At 47.5% G+C, this 16,545-nt stretch carries 17 protein-coding genes and 1 pseudogene; 11 read left to right on the forward strand and 7 right to left on the reverse strand.

The annotated features are described in order from the left end of the window. Positions 1-204: 204 nt before the first annotated feature. A pseudogene (locus tag AC58P7_RS09525) lies at positions 205-409 on the reverse strand (carbohydrate ABC transporter permease); the annotation flags it as partial. Positions 410-544: 135 nt separating this feature from the next. Here AC58P7_RS09525 and AC58P7_RS09530 point away from each other — a divergent pair. The 5 genes from AC58P7_RS09530 (at position 545) to AC58P7_RS09550 (ending at position 3,913) form a co-directional block, all read left to right on the forward strand. Next, positions 545-1,210 carry a TVP38/TMEM64 family protein gene (locus AC58P7_RS09530; protein ID WP_497342137.1) on the forward strand — a complete coding sequence of 222 codons (666 nt, stop codon included), beginning with the start codon at positions 545-547 and terminating at the stop codon, positions 1,208-1,210. 45 nt (positions 1,211-1,255) lie between these two features. After that, a complete protein-coding gene (locus tag AC58P7_RS09535; RefSeq protein ID WP_497342139.1) occupies positions 1,256-1,732 on the forward strand; it encodes a phosphatase PAP2 family protein in 477 nt (158 codons plus the stop codon). A gap of 15 nt (positions 1,733-1,747) precedes the next feature. After that, the gene (locus tag AC58P7_RS09540; protein WP_497342557.1) at positions 1,748-1,978 is read left to right on the forward strand and encodes a phosphatase PAP2 family protein; all 231 of its coding nucleotides are present in this window, start codon (positions 1,748-1,750) and stop codon (positions 1,976-1,978) included. An 82-nt stretch (positions 1,979-2,060) separates the two neighbouring features. Then, positions 2,061-2,756 carry a class I SAM-dependent methyltransferase gene (locus AC58P7_RS09545; RefSeq protein WP_497342141.1) on the forward strand — a complete coding sequence of 232 codons (696 nt, stop codon included), beginning with the start codon at positions 2,061-2,063 and terminating at the stop codon, positions 2,754-2,756. A 125-nt stretch (positions 2,757-2,881) separates the two neighbouring features. After that, a complete protein-coding gene (locus AC58P7_RS09550) occupies positions 2,882-3,913 on the forward strand; it encodes an LLM class flavin-dependent oxidoreductase (RefSeq protein WP_497342143.1) in 1,032 nt (343 codons plus the stop codon). 66 nt (positions 3,914-3,979) lie between these two features. Here AC58P7_RS09550 and yxiS read toward each other — a convergent pair whose 3' ends face one another. After that, entirely contained in the window at positions 3,980-4,288 is a 309-nt protein-coding gene (yxiS, locus tag AC58P7_RS09555) for a protein YxiS (RefSeq protein WP_497342145.1), read from the reverse strand. Positions 4,289-4,407: 119 nt separating this feature from the next. Between yxiS and infC the strand changes: the two genes are divergently transcribed. Beyond that, complete coding sequence (gene infC, locus AC58P7_RS09560; RefSeq protein WP_497342559.1) at positions 4,408-4,893, forward strand: translation initiation factor IF-3; 486 nt, start codon at positions 4,408-4,410, stop codon at positions 4,891-4,893. 103 nt (positions 4,894-4,996) lie between these two features. On the opposite strand, the gene AC58P7_RS09565 is transcribed toward infC, so the two are convergent. Beyond that, complete coding sequence (locus AC58P7_RS09565) at positions 4,997-5,911, reverse strand: C39 family peptidase (protein WP_497342146.1); 915 nt, start codon at positions 5,909-5,911, stop codon at positions 4,997-4,999. Between the two features lie 192 nt (positions 5,912-6,103). Here AC58P7_RS09565 and AC58P7_RS09570 point away from each other — a divergent pair, with 192 nt between their 5' ends. After that, positions 6,104-7,351, forward strand: coding sequence for a M48 family metallopeptidase (locus tag AC58P7_RS09570; protein ID WP_497342148.1), 1,248 nt, complete (start codon positions 6,104-6,106; stop codon positions 7,349-7,351). Between the two features lie 83 nt (positions 7,352-7,434). Here AC58P7_RS09570 and AC58P7_RS09575 read toward each other — a convergent pair whose 3' ends face one another. The 4 genes from AC58P7_RS09575 to AC58P7_RS09590 form a co-directional block, all read right to left on the reverse strand. Beyond that, a complete protein-coding gene (locus AC58P7_RS09575; protein WP_497342150.1) occupies positions 7,435-8,577 on the reverse strand; it encodes a virulence factor in 1,143 nt (380 codons plus the stop codon). Between the two features lie 108 nt (positions 8,578-8,685). Further along, positions 8,686-9,273: a guanylate kinase gene (locus AC58P7_RS09580; RefSeq protein ID WP_497342152.1), complete on the reverse strand. Its 588-nt coding sequence runs from the start codon at positions 9,271-9,273 to the stop codon at positions 8,686-8,688. A gap of 153 nt (positions 9,274-9,426) precedes the next feature. Beyond that, positions 9,427-11,427: a DEAD/DEAH box helicase gene (locus AC58P7_RS09585; protein WP_497342154.1), complete on the reverse strand. Its 2,001-nt coding sequence runs from the start codon at positions 11,425-11,427 to the stop codon at positions 9,427-9,429. A gap of 209 nt (positions 11,428-11,636) precedes the next feature. Further along, positions 11,637-12,332 (reverse strand): YhcN/YlaJ family sporulation lipoprotein, encoded by a 696-nt coding sequence (locus tag AC58P7_RS09590; RefSeq protein WP_497342156.1) that lies wholly within the window; start codon positions 12,330-12,332, stop codon positions 11,637-11,639. Positions 12,333-12,611: 279 nt separating this feature from the next. On the opposite strand from AC58P7_RS09590, the gene coxB reads away from it, so the two are divergent. Genes coxB through AC58P7_RS09610 form a run of 4 tightly spaced genes read left to right on the forward strand, consistent with a single transcriptional unit; the run spans position 12,612 to position 16,456 of the window. Then, positions 12,612-13,628 (forward strand): cytochrome c oxidase subunit II, encoded by a 1,017-nt coding sequence (gene coxB, locus AC58P7_RS09595; RefSeq protein WP_497342158.1) that lies wholly within the window; start codon positions 12,612-12,614, stop codon positions 13,626-13,628. 27 nt (positions 13,629-13,655) lie between these two features. After that, a complete protein-coding gene (gene ctaD, locus AC58P7_RS09600; RefSeq protein ID WP_497342160.1) occupies positions 13,656-15,527 on the forward strand; it encodes a cytochrome c oxidase subunit I in 1,872 nt (623 codons plus the stop codon). Next, positions 15,524-16,138, forward strand: coding sequence for a cytochrome (ubi)quinol oxidase subunit III (locus AC58P7_RS09605; protein ID WP_497342162.1), 615 nt, complete (start codon positions 15,524-15,526; stop codon positions 16,136-16,138). Before ctaD ends, AC58P7_RS09605 begins: the two co-directional genes overlap by 4 nt. Continuing rightward, complete coding sequence (locus AC58P7_RS09610) at positions 16,139-16,456, forward strand: cytochrome C oxidase subunit IV family protein (RefSeq protein WP_497342164.1); 318 nt, start codon at positions 16,139-16,141, stop codon at positions 16,454-16,456. Positions 16,457-16,545: the final 89 nt, after the last annotated feature.

The following is a 16,545-nucleotide window of genomic DNA, read 5'->3' on the forward strand; positions in this document are numbered from 1 at the left end:
GAAATAGATCGAAATTGGCTCCAAGCGGAACGTAGGTGCGCTATTTGTTCGTTTTTCGTCATTTATGGCCTTTTTCGGCGAAATAAGGCACTGAGGTTCCCTTTTGATGTCCCTTTCGAGCATGTAGCCGCGAATAGCGTAACCTCGTTCCCCTTCCAATCAACCTTTGATCGCGCCGATCATAACGCCTTTCACGAAATACTTTTACAGGAAAGGGTAGAGGAATACAATGGGGGCAGTGGCCACAAGGATCGTCGCGTATTTGATCGTTTCTCCGATAGGCATCTAATCGTTCCCGCTGACACCCGTCATCATCGAATTCGGTACTGTTCGTGATCAAAATTTCTCGCAAAATAAGCTGCAGCGGGTAAAGGTCATGTGATCTCAAATAAATCAATGTACTGAACCAAGTATCATGGGTGAGAGAGACATGTCCGAATATCTGACCTTGGGGCTAAGTTGATATCAACCACTACATTTGTGTAAGATGATGGTAATATCCACCTGTGATAATTGGGAATCAGGAGTATGAAGGAGGCGAGCCATGGCGCGTTCAAAGCCGCTTTGGTTGCTAATCGTTTGGTTTGTCGTTGCCGTTCTCGGCTTATTGATTTTGAAATGGACGGGTGTATGGAAGCATGTGGATCTGAACTGGATCACGAGATGGCTGCGTGATTTGGGTCCGCTAGGCGGATTACTCTATATCCTTGCTTATACACTCAGGCCGTTAGTTTTGTTTCCAGCAACACCTTTAACCCTCTATGGGGGCTATGTGTTTGGTGCATTTTGGGGGACGATCTATGATATTATCGGGGCTGGTGCCGGCGCATTGCTTTCCTTCTACATTACACGCAAATGGGGCCGCGGAAGCTTTCAACGTATTCTAAAAAGCCCTAAGCTCCAATCGTTTGATCAAAAAGCGGAGGAAAAAGGCTTCATGGTTGTGCTGTATATGAGGCTCATGCCATTCTTTCCTTTCGATGGCATCAGTTATGGGGCGGGATTATCGAAAATCCGCTTCTGGGACTATACCTCGGCAACACTGATCGGAATTATCCCAGGAGCCATTGTTTATAACGTATTTGGTGCTTCCTTACATGATATTTGGTCATGGAAGTTTCTGGGGGCTGTAGGGATGTATGCCGTCTTTGCAGTGGTTCCGCTGATCATCAAGAGGAGACAGTCACGCAAAGTACGTCAACCGGCTTAAAGTTTTTCATAGTGATAAACAATTCGCGTGGGAGGCATGGAAAGGATGAAGGGGAAAGTTGTAGTTAAGGAAAGTGTGATGAGCATCGGGGGAGCAGGTGTGCTGCTCCTAGCTTTCATTCTATTCTCACAGAGTTTAACGTCGAACTGGTTACACCAGTTTGATCATCGTGTAAGCGACTATATTCAAGAGCAAAGAGCAGATCTATGGACATCAGTTGCTAAAGTTTTCACCTTCATGGGAAGTGGATCGACGGAATTTATCCTCTTTTTTCTGGTTGCGGCTCTCTTAATTTTTAAATTCAAACATAAGTGGGAAACACTTGTCCTATTCCTTGGAGTGCTTGGCGCGTGGGGACTGAATACGGGACTTAAAGGGATTTTTGAACGTGATCGTCCCTCTGTGGATGGCTGGTTAGTGGAAGTAGACGGCTTCAGCTTTCCAAGTGGGCACTCCATGGTATCGATTCTTTTCTATGGACTGCTCGCATACTTACTATGGATAAATGTTCGACATCGCTGAAAAGCAGCTTGGCTGATACCAACTACTGCTGCGTTTGTTGTTTTGTGCATAGGTTTAAGCCGTATCTATCTCGGCGTTCATTACCCAAGTGATGTGCTGGCTGGCTACTCGGCTGGCTACTCGGCTGGCGGTATTGGACTTATTGGTTGTATGTACGCGGTTCGGTATATGAGGAGCAGAAAAGCAAGTCCAATCGACAGCAAGTTAAGCAAAAAAGAAAAAGGAAGTCATAAACTTTCCCAGTAAATATACATTTTTGGTATGAAAATAGGGAAAGCACTTTTTGGAAAGGAACGCAGATATTCTTGGAGAATATTCATAGTGAGTTGTGAAAAATAATCATTATGAATGGGGAAATGATATGGATAACTATACGTCTCGCTTTTTTACATATGAAGATACCAAGAATCAAGACATATTCTATCATTTGCCTAATCATTGGTGGAGCAGACATTATGAATATATCTGGGCTTCCCGTTTTGTTGAAAAAGATGACATTGTTTTAGATGCCGCATGTGGCTTAGGTCATCCATTTAAGTACTACCTAGCAGACAAGTGTAAAGAAGTGTACGCTTGCGACATGGATGAACGTGTATTAGATAAAAACGAAATCATCAAAGAGATGGCATATTATATTGGGAAAGAGAATATAGATCAAATTAACCTTTCCACTTTAAGTATTCCAAATATCACTATTTCTGACATTTCAAATTTGCCATATGAAGACGCTATGTTCGATGTAGCATTCTGTATTTCTGTCATGGAACACATCGACACAGAGGTGCAGTTTCGTACCCTTCAAGAGTTTAAGCGAGTTTTGAAAGATAATGGAAAATTGATTGTTACAGTTGATTATCCAGACGTAAATATTGAAAACTTTGTAAGTTTGATTGAAGAATCGGGGTTACAGTTGGTCGGAGATAGTAACTTTATCAAGCCAGATAATGCAATTACTTCTGATTATTACGGTAGGGACTTATGGTGTATTCGATTTGTTATAGAAAAAAATAAGCGTATAAAATGACTACCATGGTAACAACTCGCCCAACAGGACAACGCCACTTCGGTTTGTCCTTTTTTCTTTTGTGAGCTGGGCGTTGTATAATTATTATCATCACCCTGCAGAAGACTCAGAAAGAAGGGATGACTATGCTGAAGCTAAGTATTCTTGATCAGTCACCGGTATCATCCGGCTTTACCCATAGTGAAGCATTACAACAAACCATTGCGCTCGCGCAGCTCGCTGACCGTCTCGGCTACACCCGATTCTGGGTGTCGGAGCACCATAACTCAGCAGGGCTTGCCGGTTCCTCGCCAGAGGTATTACTGTCCACATTGGCTGCTCGCACAAGCCGAATTCGGCTTGGCTCCGGCGGCGTGTTGCTTCCTCATTACAGCGCCTACAAGGTCGCTGAAAATTTCCGCATGCTCGAGGCGCTCTATCCAGGGCGCATCGACCTTGGCATCGGGCGTGCGCCCGGCGGCACGCCGCACACGGCCAAAGCGCTGCGTGGCGTCAGCGCCGATCTGTTCGAGGGACTGGAGCGGTTCCCCGCGCAAGTCACGGATCTGCTGCGGTTCCTCACCGATTCGGTGGAACCCGGGCATGTGTTCGAGGGCATCCGCGCCACCCCATTGGTGGCCTCGATGCCCCAGGTGTGGCTGCTCGGCTCCACGGGGCAGAGCGGTGTGTATGCGTCGCAGGCAGGCGCAGCCTTCTGCTTCGCGCACTTCATCAACGGAGTGGGAGGGCAGCATGCAGTGCGCAGCTACCGCAGCTCGTTCCAGCCGTCGGCTTTGAATGTCGTGCCACAGGCGACGGTGTGTATTTATGTGCTTTGCGCCGAAACGACAGCGGAGGCGGAGGAGCTCGCGACCTCGATCGATTTGCGTATTCTGCAAATGGAAAAAGGCGAGTACACCGGAGTGAAATCGCCGAAGGAAGCAGCGGAATACGCGTATTCCGATTGGGATCAAACCCGGGTGAGAGACAATCGCTCCCGGATGATCGTGGGCAATCCGGGCCAAGTCAGGGAACAAATCCTGCGTCTCGCCGAAAGCTACGGTGTTGACGAAGTCATGGTCGTCGCAGGCGGCCACGAGGTGGAAACGAGACTGCGGACCGTGGAGTTGTTAGCGGAAGCTTTTGAACTAAGCCATCAGCACAGTTATGTCATTTAGGCATGGAAATTCCTGTAGGCTGATGTGAGTAGCCCGTCGTGACGCTGAAGGTGGATGATCGATCCCCTAGCGTGCGCGCTTCGGCCGTTTATCGATTTCTTGCGTGACAATAAAAGCAAGCTCTTCATTGCCGAAGAGGGAGAGCACGCCAAGCAACGTATCATCCGGAACCTCGCCGGCTTCCTCTTTGGGCACTGTTAACTCGAGAGCCTTCTGTAAGGCTTCGTTATTTGGCTGATCGGGATAGGCACTATGATAGAGTGCCGCTGGGTCTAGGCTGTGGTTAATACACCACTGTGCAAAAACCAAAATCATCATATGCTCTTCACGCTTGTAATTTTCGATCATTTGCTCCTCTAATTGTTTATTATTCATCGGGTAACAGACATCTCCTTATATAACCTCTTTGTAACACGCGTTCAACCGCAGCCAACCTCTATCGACCTACCGTTGGATGGGTTCATTATAGCGAAAGATTAGGTGTATTCACAATGATTATTAAGAATGAGAAAATCAAAGCATCCGAAGTTTGGGTTACTGGCCTGCAAGGCGAGGATTTGGGCGTGATGCCTGCGAAAGAAGCACTTACTCTGGCGAAAAAGTTAAAAGTGGACCTCGTCTGCACCTCGCTCATGAGCAGCCCGCCGCCATGCAAGCTGATTGGGGCTGGTTCAGCGAAACAGGAAGCCCTGCAGGAAAAGCAGCAGGCACGCAAACAAGAGCAAGGCCCGAAGGTCAAGGAGCTTCGCTTGACAGCGAACATCGAAGATCACGATCTTGAGACGAAGCGCCAGCAGGCTGAGCGCATGTTGAAAGGCGGGGACGCTGTCCTGCTGGTCGTTAAGATCTCTGGCAAGGAGGGCGCGAAAGCGAAAGAGCTGCTAGAAGGGTTAGTGAAGGAGATCAGCTCCCACGGCAAAAAGCACACAGGCATCCAGCTAAGCGGCAAGCAAGCGGCTGTTCAGTTGGATCCCTTGTAAGTAAAGCATGGACAACCCCTCTGGGGAGGTCCATGCTTTTTGCTGCAAGGCGTGCCCAAGCTACTCAAGCAAGGGGTACTTTGGACGGGAACTAATAAATCATCTATGCGATAATCGTGATCGCCTGTGAGCCCATTTGCTCCCATACCTCTTTGAAAGCAGCCAGCGGATAGGCCTCTTGTTCACCTGTCATAGGGTCGTTCATATAGGCATAATCATCGTCCCATCCGGTTAGCAGCAGGGCGTGCTCAGGCTGATACCAGGGAACAATCTCACCTGTCTCGTCTTCCCATTCCAAGTCGAGATAAGGGGTATCCATATGCTCGGTTGCCCAGATCATCGCTGGGCTGCCATGCGCAACAACCCCAAGTAAATCATCAAAAGTGGTTCCTGTTAGATCGCGCACGTGTCCAGGCAACCACTGATTCATCATCTTGGCGATGGGTGTATGATAAATCCCGTAGCCGATAGCAAACGGATCGCCAACAAAGACATCCTTGGGATTGGCGCCTACAAATGCGCCATCTTCATTTTCATAGGGCATGTCCCCTGTAGGCAGGGCGTGCGCTACCTCTTCCTTGGTTATTGGTAGTCCAGCCCAATTGAGCAGCATCGTTGCGGCAACAGCTTCGCATCCATTGGGAAGCTCCGGTAGCTGTGAGAGGGGCGGAATCGCTTTTATTTGAAAATGATGCTTGGTGAGAGTAGAGTCTACAGATGACGTCGGGCTAGATGTAGAGTCTGTTTCAACTGTACCAGCTTCAATGGGTGAAAGGGTTGCCGATGGCGATATAGAGGATGCGGTTTCTTTTGCTGGTACTGAAGGGGGGACCGTTGCTGTTTCGCTATGCCTCCTCTTCGAAGTTAAGTTTCCTCCAGCTTGTCTAGAAATCGGCGTAACAGAAGGCTGAATGGCCAACGGAACGAATTGTTCCGCACCAGGGGAATTGGTTTTTACGAGTAGAATGAATGTAAGACTGAGTAGAGCCAGCAAAGCAAAACTGATAGATTTCTTCATGTCACACGTCCGTTCTTGTCGATGCTTTCATTACATCATGGGTTACCGTAGAATGCAACACATGGAATCCGAAATATGCCCTGAAACACATACATCATGCCCTTACTCGCATAGACTAGGTAAACAAGCAGGTGTAATCACAGAAAGATTCCGTGAAGGATGAGAATATCAAGGATGGCTTGGAGGCATGAAATGAAACGATTCTATTTGTGGTGTCTAGCAGGTTTTGCTTGTTATGCGATTATCGTGATTTTATATTTCATCAAAGGGGATTTATTTCAAATCCCGGCGACGTTAGTTGGAACTGTGGCTGATCCAAATACGTTCATGACTCATGCAGAGATTGCCAAAGCGGAGGCTCTTTCCCGCATTCACTCGTTAACCTTCTTCTTAAATACTCCCTTGCAAATGGGGGTGACAGTCGCCCTATTCGGCATCGCTGTCAGCTTTCGTAACCTGGCTGAGAAAATATTCCGAGCTTCCCTCCTGCAAATGTTCTTATTTGTGGTGCTTTTTACGCTTGTAATGGACTTGCTATTTCTTCCGATTGATGTGTTTTTGTTCAAAATCGACCAAGCCTACGGCATCTCCAATGAGACGCCAACCATTTTTCTGGAGGATCATGTCAAAACGTTCCTCATTGATATCGTAGGTACGATAGTGATGGTGGGAATTTTCAGATGGATCAGTAGGTTGAGCCCTAAACGGTGGTGGGTATGGCTTTGGTTGATTTCGATTCCTTTGATCTTATTCGTAACGTTTATTCAGCCCGTGGTGCTGGATCCGTTGTATAACGATTTTCAGCCACTTCAAAATCAGGAGCTTAAGGCACAAATTCTAGATCTTGCCGCCAAATCACATATCCCCACGGATCAGGTTTACGAGGTAAACATATCAGAACGGACAAAGACGATTAACGCTTATGTGAATGGCATCGGTGGGAACGCGCGCATTGTGCTCTGGGATACGATTCTGAAAAAGCTGCAGCCGGATGAGATCCTGACCGTGATGGCGCATGAGATGGGGCATTACGTGGAACGGCATATCTATTGGGGGATCGCTTATGGCGTCGCGCTCAGCTTTGCCGGCTTCTGGCTGGCGTTTCACGCGTACCGTTTTATCTTAAAGCGTTGGGGTTCACTTTGGGGGATGCGAGGGGAGAGGGACTTAGCGGCTTTACCGATTCTGTTATTGCTAATATCGCTTATGAGCTTTCTAACGGCACCAGCGCAAAATGCCTTCTCGCGGGTGATCGAGCACAGAGCCGATGTATATGCGATGAAAATGACCGGTGATGGTGATGCGGCTATCCGCGCTTTTCAGCATATCGCGCAAGAAAATCTCAGCCCAGTTACCCAGCCTAAGCTGGTGCAATGGTTCCGAGGCTCTCATCCGACGATCGAGGAAAGAATCTTGTATTTCAAGCAGTTTACGAGGTAAGGGAGCCGATTATTTCAAATCAAAAAGCACGAATGCGATCCTACATGGGTAGGTGACATTCGTGCTGTTTTCATAGGAAAGGACTAGTCATTTCTGCGTGTCATTTGCTGCCAAACCGAGCCTTCAGCGGCATGACCGCCCTCGATACGCTCGAGGGCAATCTTCACCTGCATCCGTACCTCGAATTCCGGGTCGTCTGCAGCTTGCTTCAGATCTTCAAGCACCGAATGGTCTCCGACTTCGTAAAGGAAACGCGCCGCGCGCCAACGGACGAGCTTGTTGCGGTCTTTCAGCGCCTTGGCCATCGCCGGCATAGCGGCGGGGTCACCGAGGTCGGACAGCGTATCGCCTGCCGTCCGACGTACTGAAGGTGTATCGTCCTCGAGGGCACGATACAGATAAGGCAGTACCTCGGGTTCTTTGATGTCCCCGAGGTACACCGTGGCCAGTCGCCGAAGCGACGTGTTCTCGTCCTGCAAGGCATGGACGAGAAGCGGCAGCGTCTCTAGCGACGGCTGGATCTTCTGAAGCGCGGCGTAGCGCAGCTTCCAATCGCTGTGTCGCAGCTGCTTCGCGGCTGCGACAAGATCCTCGTCCCCAGTGGCAGCTTCCACAGGGGCATCTGTGGTCTCCCGCATCGCAAGGGAGACCAGCTCTTCGACGCGGGCATCGTCGTAAGAAGCGTCCAGTTCCTGGACGACTTCGCCCGCGATGTCCCCCAGCTCGCCGTAGCGGATGCCGAGCTCCTCGAGCTTCCGCTCTTTGATCAGGTTCGGCGAAGCCGTACCTGCGCGGACGGCGGCCTGAGTGAAGCGCTCCGGCATGCCGACGCGCGCTTCTTCTGCGCCTGCGCGCACCCTCACCTGGAGCGGAATACCGCGAAACATCTGCACGAGCACTTGTGCTTCGCCAAAGGCGGCATCTGCTGCAGGCTGCTCGGTCAGTATTTCAGCCCCAGCCGATGGCTGCGCTTCGCCGTAGATCTCGCGCGCCTGCGCCAGGATGAACTGCCAGTCACCCTTCGAGCTGCGGTCGACCGCGATGAAGTCGGCTGCATGGAAGATGCTGATAACGCCTGGTACTGCAAGCAATTTTTGCACTTCCGCAGGAGCACCTGCTTGGTTTTTTTTCGTATACGTTTCTCGCACACCGGATGGTAAAGACTCATCCATGTTGAGCTTCATCGAATTAGGACTGGGTGTGGGCTCGATGGAAATGATTTTCATAGCGATCAACTCCTTCGTTGGAACAAGTATCATTACTTACTAATCTAATGAAAAGGCCTGGACGAGGGACCGTCCAGGCCTTGTATCGGCAGCTAGTGCCCTACGTTCTTAGTCTAAGTCGACTAGGTTACGATTTAAGTATAGATCCAAAGTTTTCGTAAGATCAAATACCGTATGAGCCAAGTCCACATTTTCAAAAACATGGTCGCATTGGTCTCGGTAGGCTAACTCATTTTCATAGTCGGACAAATATTTGGACGCGATTTCCTCGGAATCTCCACTTTCCTTCATCCGCTCTTCAAGTGTGTCTCTCTGGGCATAAATGAAGATTTGGATGACGCGGTCGCCATATAGCTTTTTCAGCGTTTCGGCGCCAAAGCGATTCAAGATCAAGTAGATGCTGCCACTATGTTGGAACATCAATTCAATATCTGCACTTTTGATGCCATAAAGATGGTCATTAACGGTACTAACTTCAATGAATTCACCGCCAGCTTGTGCTTGAACAAATTGGGCGGGGGAGATGAAATGATAATCTTGACCATCTTCCTCTGTCGCTTTCGGAGGTCGCGTGGTGTAAGAAATCACTTGCTTCATCCCGAGCGTAGAGCCGGACATTTCCGCAACGGTTTTACGACCTGCCCCGTGTGGGCCTGTGAATACAAAAATCATTTCCTTATCCTTTAATGCGTACATGGAACATACCTCCTTCGATTGGATGGGGGGTAAATCCTACGTGCGAGCACGGGTTGAAACGATTTTTGAAATGTAGGATCTTAATTAACCATAGTTATAGTTTACATCGTAAGGCTTCATCGGTAAAGTCTTGCATGAAATCGCTTCATGTTTCTAGCGTTTGCCGCCACCGCCGCGAGAACCTCTAGGCGCGCTTCCACGACCGCCGCCTTGCCCACCGCGTGGGCCGCTTGGTCTGTCCCCGCGAGGTGCACCACTACGTGCCCCGAAGCTGTCGCCACGAGGAGCTGTGCTGCGCGCACCACGCTCATCATTGCGTCCGCGAGGCGCACTGCTAGAGCGAGCGCCGAAGCCCTCACCGCGAGGAGCGCCGCCAGAGCGAGCGCCGAAGCCCTCACCGCGAGGAGCGCCACCAGAGCGAGCGAAGCCCTCACTGCGAGGTGCAGCGCCACCGCGTGCTCCTCCTTCGCCACGGCCTTTACCGCCGCGAAGTGTACGAGATGCGCTAGCCGCATCTTCGCGCCCTGCGCCGGCGTACTTGTTATATGGCGAATAAGACTTATCGCCATGTGGAGCCGAGCGCTTGCGCTCTGTGCCCTCGCCGCCACCACTATACGAACCCGTTACGCGTGCTTTCGCAGCGCCCATGTTCGTACCACGTGCTGGAGCGGAATTCGTTGCTGATGCTTCATGGACTACTGCTGCGCGACCCCATGTATTCGGATTACGTTCCGAATTCACTTTAGCAGGTCTTTCACCTGATCTTTTAGCCCCAGTTGAGCCGCCTGAACCACCGCGCGTACCGAATTTGTCCCCTTTGGAACCAAATCCTGAATTACGCTCTCCATATTGCATATTCGAACGATCGCCGCGCAATTCACGCGCGCCTGGTCTTCCAGCACGGCCACCGGTGCGTTGTTCAGGAGCACCGCCGCGTTCATTACGTCTGCCACCGCGTGATGCGCCAGCAGCGCCTTTACGTACTTGTGACCCTCTGCCATCTTGTGGGGCGTATTCTTCCGTTGTAGAACGAACACGTCTTTGTTGTCCATCAGGGTTGCGCAATGACATTTTGATCCCTTTTTCAATGAGCTCAATCGTTGGCATATCTCTTTGCGTAGCGAACGTCACAGCAACACCGGACTCTCCAGCACGGCCCGTTCTACCAATCCGATGAATATAGCTTTCAGCATCCTGGGGTACATCATAATTGAAAATATGAGTTACTCCTTCAACATCTAAACCACGCGCTGCGATATCAGTAGCGACCAAGAGTTCGATACGACCTTCTCTGAAACGTTTCATAACTTGCTCACGCTTAGCTTGAGACAAGTCCCCGTGCAGCTCATCGGACATTAAACCAATTTCCTGTAGGACTTCATTGAGTGCAATCGCTTTGGCTTTGGTCCGGCAAAAAATCATCGCAAGATAAGGCTTATATTGTTTGATTGCTGCGATTAAAGCATCTTGTTTATCACGATCAGACGTAGGAACAAGTACCTGTTGAATTTCAGTCAAAGTGACTTGTTTACTTTGAATTTTGATTTCTTTTGCTTGCTTCATATAAGCCTTGGACAGATTGATAACCTGTTCGGGCATTGTAGCAGAGAATAGCAGTGTTTGACGGTATGGTGACGTTTGGGCAATGATATCCTTGACTTCATGCAGGAAGCCCATGTGCAGCATTTGATCTGCTTCATCTAATACGAGTATTTTCAATTTATAGAAATTGATAGAACCACGACGAAGATGATCAAGCAGTCTTCCCGGTGTTCCTACTACTATATGTATGTTACCTTGAAGCTTTCTAAGCTGTTTTTCTACATCTTGCCCGCCATATGCAGCTAAAACCTTTGCGCCTGTTACTGGAACAAGGGTTTTCAGCTCATTGCTGATTTGAATAGCTAACTCACGTGTAGGCGTTAGAATGAGTGCCTGAACATCTGAGCTTTCTACATCAATGGTTTCTAATATAGGAAGTACAAAGGCAAGGGTTTTACCTGTACCTGTTTGCGCTTGTGCGATAACATCGGAACCTTTCAATAGAACAGGAATCGCTTCCTGTTGAATTGGGGTCGGTTCGACGACACCTTGATTTTGCAAAACTTGAACTAAATTTTCTCTGATACCTAATGAGGCAAATCCATTTGACATGGGTAATTGGCCAGCTCCCTTTTTCCTTCTTAGTAAAGACGATTCCCTCATTGTACAGGAATGAAAGACAAATGAAAACAGGAGCCGACCCCCAAGCAGAAATAAACTACTTTATTAATAGAAGTTATACATGTTGGTTGTGCTCCAATAGCGTGCATGAACGTCCTATTTGAAAGGATGAATCCTCATAGGAGGCAGCCCCAATCGTACTAGTGCTGCGGTAATACTTGAGCCGTCCCAAACACACGTGTGACCGTTTGATTGAAGTCTGTTAACAACGGCATGAGGGAATGACCTTTCCAGCTTTCCTGTGCATAGTTATTCATTTTATTAAGGAAATCCCGGTTTGCTGAAATGTACACATCCATTAGGTCTGGTTTAAGTACGCGAAGCTTCTCAGCTATTGCTTGTTTAAAACGATGGGAAAGTAAATCATGATGCACGGAAGTTTCGTAACTATTGTAACCTTTATTCAAATCGTTAGACGGTAAAGAGTCATCATAGGGATTATCATCGTTGTAGAACCCCTTGTTCGTTCCTTGATTATTCGTTTCTTTGGTCACACCCTTCGTACCAACGGCACTGCTATCCATCATTAATGCGATATAAGCATTTTGATTTGTAATCATGACTAAGGCTGTATTTACCCCATCCATGGTATTCAATTGATCCGAGAGATATTGACTGTACTCCAGCTTGGTGTTGTTGTGCGTGACAGGACCAGAAAGTTGTTGGACTTGATAGGCACGATCTTTCTCATCTGCTTTTTCGACAGGAGCGCCAAAATTCGAGCTAGTGGAGTTATTTTGATTGCCTCTGTACTCCTTGCCGCTTGTGCCACATGCGGATAATGTGAGCAGGAGGAATATGATCCCATAAATCGGAAAACCTAACTTCCTGAACATAATTAACAGACCTCCTATATGCATTGTAATGTCTATAGGATGAGATGTTTCTGTCGAATTATTCGTGTTCACAAATAAAGGCTTTTATGCATAAAGAGGTGGGTGTATGGAAATAACCATGAAGGGAAATATATCGCTACAGTCGCTGTTTAAGAACAATTTGTGAACTCTCCTACAGCGATTGACAAAAAGTTTTCACGAATTTATAGTTATTAAAGTGAATTGACATGGGCATGGCCTTCGTGGTAAAAATATTGTTTTAAAAGTGGGGTTGATACAATGAGTCAATTGAAAAAGTTCTGGCGTCTGCTACCCCTTTTAGCGGTGATGACGCTCATGCTAACCGGGTGTGGAGACCCAACCTTATCTGCTTTAGTACCTAAGGGTCCTGTGGCGACGGAGCAGCTTTATTTAATGAAATTAAGTCTCTTTATCATGATTTTTGTCGTAATTGTCGTATTTGCGATTTATGTGTACGTTTTAATTCGCTTTCGCAAACGTAAAGGCGACGATAGCGTGCCGAAGCAAGTCGAAGGAAGTCATGTTTTGGAGATTATCTGGACAGTAATCCCAATTCTCTTGCTGTTAGTACTTGCGGTACCTACAGTGTCCTACACGTTCAAGCATTCGACGAATTACAACAAGGACAAAGATGCTATCCATGTTAAAGTCACTGCACATCAGTTCTGGTGGCAGTTTGAATATCCAGACCTTGGCATCGCAACAGCACAACAGCTTGTGATTCCTAAGGATAAAATCATTGCATTTGATGTCGTTTCTGCCGATGTATCCCATGCTTTCTGGGTACCGTCTCTAGGTGGTAAAGTCGATACGAACCCGGGTATCCGGAATACGCTTTATTTGCAAGCAGATGAAATTGCAACGTTCCAAGGTAGATGTACAGAGCTTTGCGGAGCTTCACATGCCTTAATGAACTTCACCGTAGCATCGAAGTCCGAAGCTGACTTTAATGCATGGGTTGCAAAAATGAAAGCACCATCTACTGTGCCGGCAACTGCACAAAAGGGTGAAGAGCTTTTCAAAGAAAACTGTATGTCTTGTCATGCTGTTAATGCAGCTGGACCAGGGGTTGCACCTAACCTTAAAGGATTTGCAGATCGCGACACACTTGCGGGCATCTTAGAGCACACGCCTGAGAACTTGGCATTGTGGATACATAATCCTCAAGACCTTAAACCGGGTAACAAAATGCCGGCATTTGGTCAAGCAGCTGGCGGTAAATTAGATGACAATCAAATTAAAAATATCGTTACGTACTTACAAACTTTGAAATAAACTCTTCATGTAAAGGAGGTTCATACGTTGGCTCACTCTCATCCAGTAAAAAGACACACCGGGCTTATGGATTGGCTTACAACCGTCGATCATAAGAAAATCGGTATCTTGTATTTACTAGCGGGCGGCTTCTTCTTCCTCGTAGGAGGACTTGAAGCGATCTTGATCCGGATTCAACTTGCTTTTCCTGATCAACACATTTTCGTCGGAGATTCATTTAACCAATTAACAACGATGCACGGAACAACGATGATTTTCTTTGCGGCTATGCCGGTTATCTTCGCTTTCATGAATGCCATCGTTCCACTTCAAATTGGTGCAAGGGACGTAGCTTTCCCTTTCGTTAACTCACTCGGCTTCTGGTTGTTCTTCGCCGGCGGCGTGCTCATGAACACAAGTTGGTTCTTGGGCGGCGCACCTGATGCAGGTTGGACGGGATACGCACCATTATCCTCGATCACCGATTCAGGCTGGGGTCAAACCCTGCAGAACAATTTGCAAGGTACGGACTTCTACGTACTTGGTCTGCAAATTGCAGGTATTGGTACACTAATCGGGGGGATTAACTTCCTCGTAACGATTATCAACATGCGTGCTCCTGGTCTTACATACATGCGTATGCCTATGTTTACATGGTCTGCTTTTGTAACTTCAGGTCTGATCGTTCTTGCTTTCCCTGCGATTACGGTTGCTTTGGTTGAACTTATGTTTGACCGTGTCTTCGGCGGTGCATTCTTCGATGCAGCCCGTGGCGGTAACAACGTACTATGGGAGCATCTATTCTGGATTTTCGGGCATCCCGAAGTTTACATTTTGATTCTTCCAGCATTCGGTATTATTTCTGAGATCGTTTCTACTTTTTCGAAAAAACGTCTGTTCGGATACAGCTCCATGGTATTTGCAACAGTGCTAATTGGTTTCTTAGGTTTCATGGTTTGGGTTCACCATATGTTTACAGCAGGTCTAGGCCCAGTAGCGAACTCGATCTTCGCGATTGCTACGATGGCGATTGCTGTTCCAACCGGTGTGAAAATCTTCAACTGGTTGTTCACACTGTGGGGTGGTCAAATCCGTTTCACAACAGCGAATATTTTTGCAACAGCGTTCATTCCAACATTCGTAATGGGTGGAACAACAGGAGTTATGCTTGCGATTCCAGCGGCTGACTTCCAGTATCATGATACGTATTTCGTAGTCGCGCATTTCCACTACGTTATCGTTGGTGGTCTAGTTCTTGGGTTGTTCGCAGGTCTTTACTACTGGTGGCCGAAAATGTTTGGTCGTATGCTAAGTGAAGGCTTAGGTAAATTGCATTTCTGGTTGTTCTTCATCGGCTTCCATTTGACATTCTTCCCGCAGCATTTCTTGGGTCTAATGGGGATGCCAAGACGCGTCTTTACGTATCAACCAGGGTATGATCTCGAAGTAGGTAACTTAGTTTCAACAGTTGGTGCGTTCTTCATGGGTATTGGTACGTTGGTGTTCATCATCAACATCATCGCTACAGCAAGAAAACCAATTACAGCTCCTGCAGATCCGTGGGATGGCCGTTCATTGGAGTGGACAATTCCATCACCTGCACCTGAGTATAACTTCAAACAAACGCCGCTTGTTCGCGGTTTAGATGCTTTCTGGAAAGAAAAAATGGCTGGTAACAAACAAATGACGCCAGCTGAACCAATTGGTTCGATCCATATGCCTTCGGCTTCGATCTTACCGCTTGTGATGTCTGTTGGTTTGTTCATCGCTGGTTTCGGATTTATGTACAGAAACTACTATGTAGCAGCTGCGGGTATCATCGTTACATTCATTGCCATGTTCTGTCGTTCCGTATTTGACGACCACGGTTGGCATATTGAACCAGAAGAGCTTGAAGATGATAAGGGGGTAAAGGCATGAGTACTCATCATACGGGCGCACTGCCTGCTAATCCGGAAACGGCTACCCTCGAAGGGAAAAATAAGGTTCTTGGTTTTTGGCTTTTCCTAGGCGCTGAGGTTGTATTGTTCGGTTGCTTATTCGCTACCTACATTGCCCTTCGGAACTCTGTTCCGGATGGCCCTACAGCCGATGAACTTTTCAAACTCAAAACGGTTGGTTGGTCAACCTTCATCCTCCTAACAAGTAGCTTAACAAGTGTATTCGCGATTATTGCGATGCACCGTCAAAAATTAGGTCAACTGTTATCTTGGTTAGCAGTAACTGTACTGTTCGGTCTTTCGTTCTTAGGAATGGAGATTTATGAGTTTGTTGAATATGTTCATGAGGGACATAAATTTACAACTAGTGCATTCTCAACCTCGTTCTATACGTTGGTTGGATTCCACGGAGCTCACGTTGCATTCGGTGTTTGTTGGATTACGCTGTTGATTATGCAAGGACTTAAGAAAGGTCTTACAGTTGTTACAGCACCTAAGTTCTATGTAGCTTCCCTGTACTGGCATTTCATCGACTTAGTCTGGGTATTTATCTTCACAGTTGTCTATCTGATGGGGAAGGTGGGTCACTAAATGAGCAGCAATTCTCATGATACACACGCACCTAGCAAGCGAGTTAAGCATGATTCACCAGTAAATCACTATTTGACTTACATTATCTCGATTCTGCTCACGATGTTGGCATTCGCTGTCGTACTTTACGGAGATTTGGATCGTTCGTTTATCTTGATTTTCATCGTATCCCTTGGGATTGTGCAGGCTCTCGTTCAGTTGCTTTTCTGGATGCATGCCAAAGAGAGAGGGCATTTGTTCCCACTAATCTTTATCGGGGCAGGAGCATTCGTTGCTCTTACCGGCGTGATCACAGCTGTATATTGGGTTTGGTGGTAAAAAAGTAAGAAGAGGCAACTTTGTCTAGACAAAGTGCCTCCTCTTTTTTTACCACAATAGAAAGTATAAGTTTTCGGTTCCCGAAAACT

The organism is Paenibacillus sp. J22FR5, assembly GCF_059691975.1.

Excerpts from the sequence above, each read along its gene's own strand:
- AC58P7_RS09530 (WP_497342137.1), top strand. The coding sequence starts at position 545 with ATGGCGCGTTCAAAGCCGCTTTGGTTGCTAATCGTTTGGTTTGTCGTT.
- AC58P7_RS09535 (WP_497342139.1), top strand. The coding sequence starts at position 1,256 with ATGAAGGGGAAAGTTGTAGTTAAGGAAAGTGTGATGAGCATCGGGGGA.
- AC58P7_RS09550 (WP_497342143.1), top strand. The coding sequence starts at position 2,882 with ATGCTGAAGCTAAGTATTCTTGATCAGTCACCGGTATCATCCGGCTTT.
- yxiS (WP_497342145.1), bottom strand. The coding sequence starts at position 4,288 with ATGAATAATAAACAATTAGAGGAGCAAATGATCGAAAATTACAAGCGT.
- AC58P7_RS09565 (WP_497342146.1), bottom strand. The coding sequence starts at position 5,911 with ATGAAGAAATCTATCAGTTTTGCTTTGCTGGCTCTACTCAGTCTTACA.
- AC58P7_RS09570 (WP_497342148.1), top strand. The coding sequence starts at position 6,104 with ATGAAACGATTCTATTTGTGGTGTCTAGCAGGTTTTGCTTGTTATGCG.
- AC58P7_RS09575 (WP_497342150.1), bottom strand. The coding sequence starts at position 8,577 with ATGAAAATCATTTCCATCGAGCCCACACCCAGTCCTAATTCGATGAAG.
- AC58P7_RS09580 (WP_497342152.1), bottom strand. The coding sequence starts at position 9,273 with ATGTACGCATTAAAGGATAAGGAAATGATTTTTGTATTCACAGGCCCA.
- AC58P7_RS09585 (WP_497342154.1), bottom strand. The coding sequence starts at position 11,427 with ATGTCAAATGGATTTGCCTCATTAGGTATCAGAGAAAATTTAGTTCAA.
- AC58P7_RS09590 (WP_497342156.1), bottom strand. The coding sequence starts at position 12,332 with ATGTTCAGGAAGTTAGGTTTTCCGATTTATGGGATCATATTCCTCCTG.
- coxB (WP_497342158.1), top strand. The coding sequence starts at position 12,612 with ATGAGTCAATTGAAAAAGTTCTGGCGTCTGCTACCCCTTTTAGCGGTG.
- AC58P7_RS09605 (WP_497342162.1), top strand. The coding sequence starts at position 15,524 with ATGAGTACTCATCATACGGGCGCACTGCCTGCTAATCCGGAAACGGCT.
- AC58P7_RS09610 (WP_497342164.1), top strand. The coding sequence starts at position 16,139 with ATGAGCAGCAATTCTCATGATACACACGCACCTAGCAAGCGAGTTAAG.